We start from the raw sequence: 13,830 nt of genomic DNA, 5'->3' as shown, positions 1-13,830 counted from the left end.
TTCGCCTTTATATACTGAGAGTGAGCCCTATTTTTAAGGGCGGCAATGTGTCAACAGGGGGGCAAGGGATGTTGCTAAAGAAACGGTATGGTCGTCAATTGTCGGCGCTGAGCTTGAGCCTGGCTTTTGCATTTGCTCCACTGTTCAATGTCCAGGCCGAAGAGCCTGAAGTCGTACCCGCGGATAGTTCCGCCACGCTGGGAGAGCTTTCGTCAGCGCTGCTGCTAAACAACGGCCAGTCTGCCACGGTGGCGAAAATGGCCGGCGAGCAGCCTCTGGCGACCGAGGTCGCCGCGAAAAGCCGGGCCGAGATTGAAGCGCTGCTTCCGGCTGGCTATAAGCCCGTCTTTATGAATCCGCTGGTGTCGCTGTATGCGGCCAGGGATATGAAACCGATGTGGGATAGCCGTGAGGCGGTGCAGGCATTTCAGCAGCAGCTGGCCGAAGTCGCTATCGCCGGTTTCCAGCCGCAGTTCACCACCTGGGTGAGCCTGCTGACCGATCCCGCGGTGAGCGGAATGGCGCGTGATGTCGTGCTGTCCGACGCCATGATGGGCTACCTGCATTTTATTAGCGGTATTCCGATTCAGGGCAACCGCTGGCTATACGGAACCAAACCCTACGCCATGGCCACGCCGCCGCTATCGGTCATCAATCAGTGGCAGCTGGCGCTGGACAACGGCTCTTTGCCGCAGTTTATTGCCGGACTCACGCCGCGTCATCCGCAGTATGAAGCGATGCATCAGGCGCTGCTGCAGCTGGTGGCCGATTCGCGGCCGTGGCCGCAGATGACCGGCAGCGCTTCGCTGCGTCCGGGCGAGTGGAGTAATGATATCGGCGCGCTGCGCGAGATATTACAGCGTACCGGCATGCTGGATGATTCGGCGAAAATTACCCTCCCGGGCGACGTTGTCAGCCCGTCGGCGGGCAAGAAAAGCAAGCCGGCCGCCCGCGGCATTTACGATCGCCAGCTGGTTGAGGGCGTAAAGCGCTTTCAGGCCTGGCAGGGGCTGGGCGCGGACGGCGTGATTGGCCAATCCACGCGCGATGGTCTGAACGTCTCCGCGGCGCAGCGTGCCGGGGTAGTGGCGCTCAATATTCAGCGCTTGCGCCTGCTGCCTGGCAAGCTGTCGACCGGCATAATGGTGAATATTCCGGCCTTTTCGCTGGTCTATTACCAGGACGGTAGCCAGGTGCTGGCATCGCGGGTGATCGTCGGTCGTCCGGACCGTAAAACGCCGATGATGAGCAGCGCGCTGAATAACGTGGTGGTCAATCCGCCGTGGAACGTGCCGCCGACGCTGGCGCGCAAAGATATTCTGCCGAAGGTGCGCAACGATCCGGGCTATCTTGAGCAGCATGGCTATACCCTGATGCGCGGCTGGAACAGCAAAGAGGCGATCGACCCTTATCGCGTAGACTGGTCGACAATCACCGAGAGCAATCTTCCGTTCCGCTTCCAGCAGGCTCCGGGCGCGCGCAACTCGCTGGGGCGCTACAAATTCAACATGCCGAGTTCTGACGCTATCTATCTGCACGATACGCCGAATCACAACCTGTTCCAGAAAGACGTACGGGCGCTGAGCTCCGGCTGCGTGCGCGTGAATAAGGCCTCCGAGTTGGCAAATATGCTGCTGCAGGATGCGGGCTGGAACGATACGCGAATTTCCGCCGCGCTTAAGCAGGGCGATACCCGCTATGTGAATATCCGCAACAATATCCCGGTGAATCTTTATTATCTCACCGCCTTTGTTGGCGCTGATGGACGCACACAATATCGAACAGATATTTACAATTACGATCTCACCGCGCGATCTGGCGCACAAATTCTGGCAAAAGCCGAACAATTAATCAGGTAAATGAAGTAGTTCAACGGATATCGTTGTCCTAACTCTGGGTGAAAACAGGCGCTGTTCGTCTACAGGGCCCGTTTTCACTGGGGTTAGGCCGCCTTGACGTTGGCAATAATGCCCGGTAAGGTGCCTTTCGTGCGCCAGAAGTGCATATTACACAACACCATTAAAACTGCATTGAGGTGACAGGTCTGGGAACCTCCTGACGCTTGCTACGGTGAGTGCGCGGGGGAGAAGACGTCGCCAGTAAACAGGCAGCTTGAAGGATGGCGTGTATATTTCGATTCATTTACTTGTAGACCTGATTATCATGGACAAATTTGACGCTAATCGCCGCAAACTGCTGGCGCTAGGTGGCGCTGCGCTAGGTGCAGCAGCCATTTTGCCTGCGCCGGCATTTGCCACCCTCTCGACCCCCCGACCGCGTATTTTGACGCTGAATAACCTGCATACCGGTGAATCACTCAAAGCGGAGTTCTTCGATGGCAGAGGCTATATTCAGGATGAATTAGCAAGACTTAACCATTTCTTCCGTGATTTCCGCGCGAATAAAATAAAGTCCATCGATCCGAGCTTATTCGATCATCTTTATCGCCTGCAGGGATTACTTGGCACCAGTAAGCCTGTCCAGCTGATCTCCGGCTATCGTTCCCTCGATACCAACGATGAGCTACGTGCACGAAGCCGCGGTGTAGCCAAACATAGCTACCACACCAAAGGCCAGGCCATGGATTTTCATATTGAAGGCATTTCGTTGAGCAATGTTCGCAAAGCGGCGTTATCTATGGGCGCGGGTGGTGTAGGATACTACCCACGTAGCAACTTTGTGCATATTGATACCGGTCCGGTAAGGCACTGGTAACGAAAGGAGCGTCATGAACTATCGTATTATTCCGGTTACCGCGTTCGCCCAGAACTGCTCTTTAATCTGGTGTGAGCAAACCCGACTTGCTGCGCTGGTCGATCCCGGCGGTGATGCAGAGCGAATCAAACAGGAAGTGGCGGCAGCGGGCGTTAGCCTGATGCAGATTTTGCTCACTCACGGTCATCTTGATCACGTTGGTGCGGCAGCCGAGCTGGCGCAACATTACGGCGTGCCGATTATCGGCCCGGAAAAAGAAGATGAGTTCTGGCTGGAAGGACTCCCTGCGCAAAGCCGGATGTTCGGCCTGGAGGATTGCCAGCCGCTGCATCCTGACCGCTGGCTCAATGAAGGCGATGTCGTCAGCGTGGGGAACGTTTCTCTGCAGGTTCTGCACTGCCCGGGCCATACGCCGGGACACGTTGTTTTCTTCGATGACGCGTCGCGGCTGCTGGTTTCCGGCGACGTTATCTTTAAAGGTGGCGTCGGGCGTAGCGACTTCCCGCGCGGCGACCACGGCCAGCTGATCGACGCGATTAAACGCAAGCTGTTGCCTTTGGGCGATGACGTGACGTTTATCCCCGGCCACGGGCCGATGTCAACGCTGGGTCATGAGCGTTTGCACAATCCCTTCCTGCAGGATGAAATGCCGGTCTGGTAACCATGCCGGACGCTAAATACAAAAAAGGCCGCAAATGCGGCCTTCTTTTTTTAGGGTCCTGCGGCGTTACAGTACGGCGACGATCGCTTCACACAGCGGCGCCATGTTGTCCGGCGTCATGCCAGCAACGTTGATACGCCCGGAAGCCACGGCGTAAATAGCGAACTCTTCGCGCAGGCGCAGAACCTGCTCTTTGGTCAGGCCGCTAAACGAGAACATGCCGTTTTGCTTAATGATGAAGGAGAAGTCGCGGTTAGCGCCTTTTTCCTGCAGGGTATTGACGAACAGCAGGCGCATACGCTGAATGCGCTGGCGCATGTCGGTCAGCTCCTGCTCCCAGATAGCGCGCAGCGCATCGTTGCTGAGGATTGTCGCCACAACGGCAGCGCCGTGCGCCGGCGGGTTGGAGTAGTTAGCGCGGATCGCTGACTTCATCTGGCTGAACGCGCGGTCAACGGTGTCGCTATCGCTCGCGACCAGCGTACAGGCGCCAACGCGCTCATTGTACAGGCCGAAGTTCTTCGAGTAGGAGCTGGCAACCAGCAGCTCTTTGTGCAGCGCGGCAAAGGCGCGCAGGCCTTCAGCATCTTCTTCCAGACCGCGGGCAAAGCCCTGGTAGGCGAAGTCGAACAGCGGCAGCCAGCCCTTATCAACGGAGAGCTGTGCCAGCTGTTGCCACTGTTCCAGCGTCGGATCGATACCGGTTGGGTTGTGGCAGCAGCCGTGGAACAGAACAACGTCACCCGCCTGAGCTTCATTGAGGCTTGCCAGCAGGCCGGCAAAGTCGAGCGTGCGGCTAGCCGCATCGTAGTAGGTGTACTCGCGAACCTCAAGGCCGGCGGAATTGAATACGCTCTTGTGGTTCGGCCAGCTCGGGTTGCTCACCCAAACGCGCTTAACGTCGGTATTTTTGGCAAGGAAGTCAGCGGCAACGCGCAGGGCACCGGTACCACCAGGGGTCTGGGCGGTACGGGCACGCCTGTCGCTGATGATAGCGCTTCCTTTACCGAACAGCAGCTCCTGCGTGCATTGACCAAATTCCGGAATACCGTCGATACCCAGATAATTTTTTGTGGTCTCATTCTCCAGCAGATATTGCTCTGCCTTCTTCACGCTGGTCAGGACCGGGGTTTTACCCGTTTCATCTTTATAAACGCCAATCCCGAGGTTAATTTTTGTAGGACGGTCATCGGCACGAAACAGATCGGCCAGGCCCAGAATAGGGTCGGCAGGGGCGGCAGTAATGTTCTCAAACATGACGAGGTTCCATTGTGATTACTGAAGGGAGTTCCGCTATCAGGGTAACGGGAGAATGACCAATTGCCAACCGTTTGCGACAAAAAGCGCGAAGGTTTTCCAAAGTTACGATCTTTGCCTTAGTAACGTAGAAAAGCAGGACCGAAGTCCTGCTTTTTAGGCATATCACGAAGGGGTGTACTGCTGAAAACTTAGAACTGGTAAACGATACCCACTGCCGCCTGGTCGTCGGTGGCTACGCCAGCAGTTTTGGTGTATTCGTTGTCGTCCAGCAGGTTGAATTTGTATGCTGCGTAGACGTTCATGTTCTTGTTGAAGTAGTACCAGGTACCCAGTTCTACGTATTTAACCAGGTCAGCATCGCCGCCGGAGAAGCCAGCGCGGCCCTGCAGGTCTTTGCCTTTGGTCTGAACGTAGCCCACGGACGGACGCAGACCGAAGTCGAACTGGTACTGAGCAACGGCTTCAAAGTTCTGAGTTTTGCCAGCGAAGTAGTTAGCCTGGTTTTCCGGAGTCATGTTGTAAGTCTGGGAGTACATCACTGCCGCATAGACGTTGTTTGCATCGTACTTAGCGGAGGTTGCCCATGCTTCAGCTTTGTCACCGTTGCCATCAGCTTTCTGAGCGATGCTGCGGTTAGAGCTCGCGTAGCCTGCAGACAGCGCGATACCGTTTTCGAATGCGTAGGTTGCAGAGGTGCTGACGCCGTCGCCGTTTTGTTTCTGGATAGCACGGCTTGTGTCGTTTTTACCCTGATACTGCAGCGCGAAGCTCAGGCCGTCAACCAGACCGAAGAAGTCAGAGTTACGGTAGGTAGCAACGCCGTTGGTACGGCCAGTCATGAAGTTGTCGGTGTAGTTCCAGCCGTCGCCGCCCCACTCAACCAGCATATCGGTTGCAGCTTCAACGTCATAGATTGCACCGTAGTTACGGCCGTAGTCGAATGAACCGTATTCGCCAGCCTTCAGGCCTGCGAATGCCAGACGGGTTTTAGTCCCCTGGGAACCTTCAACGTTGGACGCATCCATGTTGTATTCCCACTGGCCGTAACCGGTCAGCTGATCGTTGATCTGGGTTTCGCCCTTCAGGCCGATACGTGCATAGGTGGTGTCGGAGCTGTTGGTGTCGCCATTTGTTGTCCAAACGTGCTCGCCAACCATTTTCCCGTAAAAGTCCAGTTTGTTGCCGTTTTTGTTATAGATTTCTGCAGCATTTGCTGCGCCGGCTACCAGCAGAGCAGGGATTACCACTGCCAGAATATTGCGCTTCATCATTATTTATTACCCTCATTAGTATTTTTATATGAACACTTGCCACTGCCGCCAATACATTCTGTCAATAAAAATTTACAGAACCATTGATGATAGTTTGGTGTCTGAAGGCATCTTTCCATCCGCGCCAGCGTTTCGCTAGCCTGAAAATGCTACCAATGTCGCATATGAGTAACAATAAGAAAGTGTATGTAACAAAATGTGAATTTTTGGGAACTTTGTGAACTCAATCAAAATTCCGTTCCACTTTGCGCATAAAATCACCATGTCTTATATATCTATATGAATTAATTATGATTAATTTAGATAAGTGGCGATTTGTGCATTTTGTGGCTGGATTTCGCTTTTTTTTCACTCAGCATTTGTCTTTGCATGTTGTGCGGCGGGTGGTTAAAAAATGAGCAAAATAGTCAGTCATTTCACCGATGAATGAACATAAGGTGCGCTTTCTTGTTTCGGTGGGGGTCGAAATAGTGAGTAACATAAATGTGACGCGGAAGGGTTGATGTTTAAGTTTCTAGATATTCGTTAACAATAATTGACATAAAAAAGGGCCAGCTTACGCTGACCCTTTTTGTAAGGCGGGAATAAAAATCAGAATGTCGCGCTGCGCGGAGTACGCGGGAACGCAATCACATCGCGAACGTTCTGAACGCCGGTGACGTAGGCAATCAGACGCTCAAAGCCCAGGCCGAAGCCAGAGTGCGGAACGGTGCCGTAGCGACGCAGGTCGCGATACCACCAGTAGTCTTCTTTATTAAGACCCATTTCCGCCATACGTGCGTCAAGCACGTCCAGGCGCTCTTCACGCTGCGAACCACCGATAATTTCACCGATACCCGGTGCCAGAACGTCCATTGCGGCGACGGTTTTGCCGTCTTCGTTAAGGCGCATGTAGAACGCCTTAATGTCTTTCGGATAGTTTTTGACCACCACCGGCGCTTTGAAGTGCTCTTCTGCCAGGTAGCGCTCGTGCTCGGAAGAGAGGTCCACGCCCCAGTACACCGGGTTTTCGAACTGCTTGCCGCAGTTTTCGAGGATCGTGACCGCGTCGGTATAATCGACCTGGGCGAAATCGGCAGAGACGAAACGCTCGAGGCGGTCGACCGCATCTTTATCCACGCGCTCGGCGAAGAATTTCATGTCGTCCGCGCGCTCTTCCAGTACGGCCTTGAAGACGTACTTCAGCATCGCTTCCGCCAGACCTGCCACATCGTTCAGGCTGGCGAAGGCCACTTCCGGCTCCAGCATCCAGAACTCCGCCAGATGGCGGCTGGTGTTGGAGTTTTCCGCGCGGAAGGTCGGGCCGAAGGTGTAGATTTTCGACAGCGCGCAGGCGTAGGTTTCGCCGTTCAGCTGGCCGGAAACGGTAAGGAACGACTCTTTGCCGAAGAAATCCTTATCGAAATCCACTTTGCCCTGGTCGTTACGCGGCAGGTTTTCCAGATCCAGCGTCGAGACGCGGAACATTTCGCCTGCGCCTTCGGTATCAGAAGCGGTGATCAGCGGAGTAGAAACCCAGAAGAAGCCCTGCTCGTCAAAGAAACGATGCAGCGCCTGCGCCAGGGTATGACGCACGCGGGCAACCGCGCCAATCAGGTTGGTACGCGGACGCAGGTGGGCGACTTCGCGCAGATACTCGATGCTGTGGCGCTTGGCCGCCATCGGGTAGGTATCCGGATCTTCTACCCAACCGGTCACTTCGACGCTGCTGGCCTGAATTTCGAAGCTCTGGCCCTGGCCCTGAGATGCCACGACTTTACCGGTGACGATGACCGAGCAGCCGGTAGTCAGACGCAGCACTTCCTGATTGTAATTGGGAAGAGAATTACTAATGACGGCCTGTACAGGATCAAAGCAGGAACCGTCATAGACGGCCAGGAAGGAAAAGCCAGCTTTTGAATCTCGGCGGGTACGTACCCATCCGCGGACGGTGACTTCGCTGTCAACCGCAACACGGCCCTGGAGTACGTCGGCTACAGGCACAACGCTCATAATAGTCTCTCTATTCGTAGTCCAATAAAAATATCTGTTTCCCCCTGCAATGGGGGGATATCTATGTTACCTGTCATCTTCCGTCAGACAAGCAGATTTCGCACCGCGAGAGGGAGTTTTCGGAAATAAATAAAGAACAAGGAGCCAGAACGGCTCCTTGTGGTGATTAACTGGCCTTTTTGATCGGCGGCAGGTCGAAGGCTTCGCGCAGGGCGCGCACGAATGCCTTATCGTGACAGATGGTCTTGCCAGGGCTGTCTGAAAGCTTGGCCACCGGCTTGCCGTTGCACTCCACCAGCTTTATCACGATATTGAGCGGCTTAACCTGTGGAATATCGCAGGTTAAGCGCGTTCCGATGCCAAAGCTGAGATTCACCCGCGATGAGAAGTGACGATAGAGATCGACGGCTTTCGTCAGATCGAGGTTATCGGAGAAGACCAGCACCTTACTCAGCGGGTCGATACCCAGCTTCTGGTAATGGGCAATGGCTTTCTCGCCCCATTCAACCGGGTCTCCGGAGTCGTGGCGCAGCCCCTGATAGCGTTCGGCGAATTCCGGGCCGAAATCACGCAGGAAGGCATCCATCGTAATACAGTCGGTCAGGGCAATACCCAGCTGGTCCGGATACTCTTCCAGCCAGGCGGCAAGGGCCGCGCGCTGGCTGCTGGCAAGGCTTGGGCTGATCTGCTGATGGGCCTGGAACCACTCATGAGCCTGGGTACCCATCGGCGTGAGATGCAGGCGACGCGCCAGGTCGTAGTTGCTGGTGCCGGTAAACCACGGCTCCTGCTGCAGGCGTTTGACGATAGCCTGCTGGACCTCGCGCGAGAAGCGACGACGGGTGCCGAAGTCCATCAAACGGAAGCGGCTCATATCGATATCGGCGGTGATTTCCCTGAAGTCGCTCAGCTTGCGCTCGAGGGTCTCCAGCGCCAGATCAACGCCGATTTCCGGCGAACGGTAGTGATGAACCAGCTCGCTGATCACCGCCAGCAGCGGGACTTCCCACATAATGACTTCGCGCCAGGGGCCGGATAGACGAATGTTCAGCTTGCCGTTGTCGTTGCTGACGGTGACCTGTCGCGGGTCGTAGCGGAAGTCGCGCAGCCAGTCGAGGTAATCCTCGGCAAAGAACGGCAGGGTCGACAGCCAGTGATACTCATCGTTCTGCAGCTTCAGGTCGCGCATAGCCTCAACCTGTTCGCGAATCGCATCGGCATAAATGCCGAGCAAGTCATCCCCGCGGCAGCGGAACTCCGCCGCAACGTGTACCTCGTTATAGCGGTGGAACACGGCCTGCTGCATGTGCAGCTTATAGGCATCCGTATCAAGCAGCGAGTGCAGTACAGGAGCAGTGAATTGTGTCATGGTGCGCAGTAGCATCCTCTCACTGGAGCGTATCCATCAAAACCAGAGCAGAAAAAAGGAGGCGGAGTATAGCTTTATTCCCCGACTCTGTCCCGCAGTGAAGGCCGATGGCGACGCTGACGGTCATTTGCGAGGCCTAGTTTAATATATTGAACACGGATCACACCACAAGCTTTGCACCGGGTCGAGCGCATTTCGTGCCTCCTGTGTTATCAATATGTAGCGATTTTCGTGTTTGACGTTGAAAAGATGAAGATTCTGCATAGCGAGAACATCACAACAGGAATAGACTGGGTTTGACACTTTATGGAACATGCTAAAGGTTTTTTATGACACAACAGCCCCAAGCCAAATACCGCCACGACTATCGTGCGCCGGACTATCTGATTAGCGATATCGATTTGACCTTTGACCTGGATGCCGCGAAAACCGTTGTTACGGCCGAGAGTAAAGTCTCCCGTCACGCGGCTGCGTCTGATGTGCCATTGCGTCTGGATGGCGAAGACCTGACGTTGGTCTCTCTGCAGGTTAACGGTCAACCGTGGAGCGACTATAAAGAAGAAAATAACCAGCTGGTTATTGGCGGATTACCGGAACATTTCACCCTGACTATCGTCAATGAAATCAGCCCGGCGGCCAATACCGCGCTCGAAGGGCTGTATCAGTCTGGTGAAGCGCTGTGCACGCAGTGTGAAGCGGAAGGTTTCCGCCATATTACCTGGTATCTGGACCGCCCGGACGTTCTGGCGCGCTTCACCACCAAAATTATCGCCGATAAGGCGAAATACCCGTACCTGCTCTCTAACGGCAACCGCGTGGCGCAGGGCGAGCTGGAAAACGGCCGTCACTGGACTCAGTGGCAGGATCCGTTCCCGAAACCGTGCTACCTGTTCGCGCTGGTGGCCGGTGATTTCGACGTTCTACGCGATACCTTCACCACCCGTTCCGGACGCGAAGTGGCGCTGGAGCTGTTCGTCGATCGTGGCAACCTTGACCGCGCGCCGTGGGCGATGACGTCGCTCAAAAACTCGATGAAATGGGACGAAACCCGTTTCGGCCTCGAGTACGATCTCGACATCTACATGATTGTCGCCGTCGACTTCTTTAACATGGGCGCCATGGAGAACAAAGGACTGAACGTCTTTAACTCCAAATACGTGCTGGCCCGCACCGATACCGCCACCGATAAAGACTACCTCGATATCGAGCGCGTGATTGGCCACGAATATTTCCACAACTGGACCGGCAACCGCGTGACCTGCCGCGACTGGTTCCAGCTGAGCCTCAAAGAGGGGCTGACCGTGTTCCGCGATCAGGAGTTCAGCTCCGATCTGGGCTCGCGCGCGGTGAACCGTATTAACAACGTCCGCACCATGCGCGGGCTGCAGTTTGCCGAAGACGCCAGCCCGATGGCCCATCCGATTCGTCCGGATAAGGTTATCGAGATGAACAACTTCTACACCCTGACGGTATATGAAAAGGGTGCGGAAGTGATCCGCATGCTGCATACCCTGCTGGGTGAGGCCAACTTCCAGAAAGGCATGCAGCTGTACTTCGAGCGCCATGACGGCAGCGCCGCCACCTGCGACGATTTCGTTCAGGCGATGGAAGACGCGTCGAACGTTGACCTGTCGCACTTCCGCCGCTGGTACAGCCAGTCCGGTACGCCGGTGGTGAGCGTGCACGACGACTACAACCCGGAAACCGAGCAGTACCGGCTGACCATCAGCCAGCGTACGCCGCCGACCTCCGAGCAGGCGGAAAAGCAGCCGCTGCATATTCCGTTCGATATCGAGCTCTACGATAACGAAGGCAAGGTGATTCCGCTGCAGAAGGGCGGACACCCGGTGCATCACGTGCTGAACGTCACCCAGGCCGAGCAGACGTTTGTCTTTGATAACGTCTACTTCCAGCCGGTTCCGGCGCTGCTGTGCGAGTTCTCCGCGCCGGTGAAGCTGGAATATAAGTGGAGCGATCAGCAGCTGACGTTCCTGATGCGCCACGCGCGCAACGACTTCTCCCGCTGGGATGCCGCGCAGAGCCTGCTGGCGACCTACATCAAGCTTAACGTCAATCGCCATCAGCAGGGCCAGCCCCTGTCGCTGCCGGTTCACGTCGCCGATGCGTTCCGCGCGATCCTGCTGGATGAGAAGATCGATCCGGCGCTGGCGGCAGAGATCCTGACGCTGCCGTCAGCCAGTGAAATCGCCGAGCTGTTTGCGATTATCGATCCGCTGGCCATTGTGGCGGTGCGCGAAGCGCTCACCCGCACGCTGGCGAAAGAGCTGGCGGACGAGTTCCTCGCTATCTACAACGTCAATAAGCTCGACGGCTATCGCGTAGAGCATGCCGATATTGGCAAGCGTTCGCTGCGCAATACCTGCCTGCGCTACCTGGCATTTGGCGACGCAGAGCTGGCGGATAAGCTGGTCGTCGCCCAGTACCATCAGGCCGATAACATGACCGACGCGCTGGCGGCTCTGTCGGCAGCGGTGGCGGCGCAGCTGCCGTGCCGCGATGCGCTGATGCAGGAGTATGACGATAAATGGCATCAGGACGGCCTGGTGATGGACAAATGGCTGATCCTGCAGGCCACCAGCCCGGCGGATAACGCCGTGGAGACGGTGCGCGCGCTGCTGAACCACCGTTCGTTCAGCATGAACAACCCGAACCGCGTTCGCTCGCTGATTGGCGCCTTTGCCGGCAGCAACCCGGCGGCCTTCCACGCCGAAGATGGCAGCGGATATCAGTTCCTGGTGGAGATGCTGACCGAGCTCAACAGCCGCAACCCGCAGGTGGCGTCGCGCCTGATTGAGCCGTTGATTCGTCTGAAGCGTTATGATGCCAAACGTCAGGCGCTGATGCGCGCGGCGCTGGAGCAGCTGAAAGGTCTGGAGAATCTCTCCGGAGATCTGTTCGAGAAAATTAGTAAAGCGCTGGCGTAGTAGCGTCTCGCTCCCGAAGTGCGGCGTCGGTGCCGCGCTTCGGGAGTTGTTTAGCCATGACTAAACAGGCGCGGGGAGGCTTCGTGCCTGCCGCGCTTCATTACCCGGTTGAGAACCTCAGCCTCCAGCTCCGCCAGCCGCGCCGAACCGGTATGCCGCGGGCGCGGAATATCCACCGTAACGTCCAGCCCAATCTTGCCCTCTTCAATCAACAGCACCCGATCGGCCATCGCCACCGCTTCGCTCACATCGTGAGTCACCAGCAGGACGGTGAAGCCATGTTCCTGCCAGAGCGAGACGATTAAATCCTGCATCTCTAGGCGGGTGAGTGCGTCCAGGGCGCCGAGAGGCTCGTCGAGCAGCAGCAGGCCGGGGCGATGAATCAGCGCCCGGGCCAGCGCCACGCGCTGCTTTTGTCCGCCGGAAAGCGCCGCCGGCCACTCGTTGGCGCGGTTTTCGAGGCCGACGCTGGCCAACGCCTGCAGGGCCGCCTCACGCCACGAGCCTTTAAGCCCGAGACCGACGTTATCGATCACCGTTTTCCACGGCAGCAGGCGCGAATCCTGAAACATCATGCGGGTATCGTCCTGGATTTGCGCCAGCGGCGTGGATCCCGCCAGCAGCTCGCCGGCGTTGGGTTTCTCCAGTCCGGCAAGCAGGCGCAGCAGGGTACTTTTACCGCCGCCGCTGCGCCCGACCACCGCGACGAACTGCCCGGTGGGAATATGTAAATCTAGCGCGTTAAGAATGGTGTTTTCGCCGTAGCGTTTGGTCACGCCGTTAAGCAACAGCGGGATCCCTGGGTTCAGACGGGCGGTAGTCATGCGTTAGCCTCCTGAAGATGATAGGCCGGATTCCAGCGCAGCCAGACGCGTTCCAGCAGCTGCGCGCTGAAGTCGGCCAGTTTGCCCAGAATGGCGTAGAGAATGATGGCCACGACCACCACGTCGGTTTGCAGAAACTCGCGCGCGTTCATCGCCAGGTAGCCGATGCCGGCGTTTGCCGAGATGGTCTCGGCGACGATCAGCGTTAGCCACATCAGGCCGAGCGCGAAGCGGATACCGACCATGATTGACGGCAGGGCTCCGGGAAGAATCACGTGACGAAATAGCGCAAAGCCGGATAAGCCGTAGCTGCGCGCCATCTCGACCAGCCCGCGGTCAATGTTGCGGATACCGTGCCAGGTGTTGATATAGATTGGGAACATGGTGCCCAGCGCGACGAGAAAAATCTTGGCGCTCTCGTCGATGCCGAACCATAAAATAACCAGCGGTATCAGAGCCAGGTGCGGCACGTTGCGCAGCATCTGAATCGAGGTGTCCAGCAGACGCTCTCCCCAGCGTGAGAGGCCGCTGATCATCCCCAACGCCAGCCCAATGGAGCCGCCGATAGCGAAGCCAAGCAGCGCGCGCCACGAGCTGATGGCCAGATGTTGCCAAAGCTCGCCGCTGGCGGAGAGCGTCCAGAAGGCTTTCAGCACCCCTTCCGGCGAAGGCAGGATCCGGGTGGAGAGCCAGCCCACCGAAGAGGCGAGCTGCCAGACGATAACGGTGCCGACCGGTAAAAACCAGGGGGCAAGGCGGATCAGCAGTTTTTGCCCAGCGATAGCCATGTGTC

At 56.6% G+C, this 13,830-nt stretch carries 10 protein-coding genes; 4 read left to right on the top strand and 6 right to left on the bottom strand.

The window, feature by feature from the left end; all coding sequences use genetic code 11:
* The first annotated feature begins 68 nt into the window (after positions 1-68).
* From ldtD to HCK03_RS17695, 3 genes are all read left to right on the top strand, one after another.
* Positions 69-1,859, top strand: a complete 1,791-nt coding sequence (gene ldtD, locus HCK03_RS17705; protein WP_148250651.1) for a L,D-transpeptidase — start codon at positions 69-71, stop codon at positions 1,857-1,859.
* Between the two features lie 304 nt (positions 1,860-2,163).
* The gene (locus HCK03_RS17700) at positions 2,164-2,715 is read left to right on the top strand and encodes a YcbK family protein (protein ID WP_041147566.1); all 552 of its coding nucleotides are present in this window, start codon (positions 2,164-2,166) and stop codon (positions 2,713-2,715) included.
* A gap of 13 nt (positions 2,716-2,728) precedes the next feature.
* Positions 2,729-3,376, top strand: coding sequence for an MBL fold metallo-hydrolase (locus tag HCK03_RS17695; RefSeq protein WP_041144809.1), 648 nt, complete (start codon positions 2,729-2,731; stop codon positions 3,374-3,376).
* Between the two features lie 66 nt (positions 3,377-3,442).
* Here HCK03_RS17695 and HCK03_RS17690 read toward each other — a convergent pair whose 3' ends face one another.
* The 4 genes from HCK03_RS17690 to pncB all read right to left on the bottom strand — a co-directional run bounded on the left by HCK03_RS17690 (position 3,443) and on the right by pncB (position 9,268).
* A complete protein-coding gene (locus tag HCK03_RS17690) occupies positions 3,443-4,633 on the bottom strand; it encodes an amino acid aminotransferase (RefSeq protein WP_041144810.1) in 1,191 nt (396 codons plus the stop codon).
* A gap of 191 nt (positions 4,634-4,824) precedes the next feature.
* Complete coding sequence (locus tag HCK03_RS17685) at positions 4,825-5,907, bottom strand: porin (protein ID WP_135184977.1); 1,083 nt, start codon at positions 5,905-5,907, stop codon at positions 4,825-4,827.
* Between the two features lie 591 nt (positions 5,908-6,498).
* Entirely contained in the window at positions 6,499-7,899 is a 1,401-nt protein-coding gene (gene asnS / locus HCK03_RS17680) for an asparagine--tRNA ligase (protein ID WP_041144812.1), read from the bottom strand.
* Between the two features lie 166 nt (positions 7,900-8,065).
* Entirely contained in the window at positions 8,066-9,268 is a 1,203-nt protein-coding gene (gene pncB, locus HCK03_RS17675) for a nicotinate phosphoribosyltransferase (protein WP_167691975.1), read from the bottom strand.
* 329 nt (positions 9,269-9,597) lie between these two features.
* On the opposite strand from pncB, the gene pepN reads away from it, so the two are divergent.
* On the top strand, positions 9,598-12,213 hold the full coding sequence (gene pepN / locus HCK03_RS17670) for an aminopeptidase N (RefSeq protein ID WP_041144814.1): 2,616 nt from the start codon (positions 9,598-9,600) through the stop codon (positions 12,211-12,213).
* Positions 12,214-12,263: 50 nt separating this feature from the next.
* On the opposite strand, the gene ssuB is transcribed toward pepN, so the two are convergent.
* Positions 12,264-13,037, bottom strand: coding sequence for an aliphatic sulfonates ABC transporter ATP-binding protein (gene ssuB / locus HCK03_RS17665; RefSeq protein WP_041144815.1), 774 nt, complete (start codon positions 13,035-13,037; stop codon positions 12,264-12,266).
* Complete coding sequence (gene ssuC / locus HCK03_RS17660; protein WP_041144816.1) at positions 13,034-13,825, bottom strand: aliphatic sulfonate ABC transporter permease SsuC; 792 nt, start codon at positions 13,823-13,825, stop codon at positions 13,034-13,036. The genes ssuB and ssuC overlap by 4 nt, the downstream gene beginning before the upstream one ends.
* Positions 13,826-13,830 lie beyond the last annotated feature (5 nt).

Origin of the sequence: Klebsiella terrigena (genome assembly GCF_012029655.1) — a bacterium.
In the GTDB taxonomy this organism is placed as follows: Bacteria; Pseudomonadota; Gammaproteobacteria; order Enterobacterales; family Enterobacteriaceae; genus Klebsiella; species Klebsiella terrigena.
The sequence above is the reverse complement of the archived record's forward strand: the minus strand, read 5'-3'. Positions and strand labels throughout refer to the sequence as shown.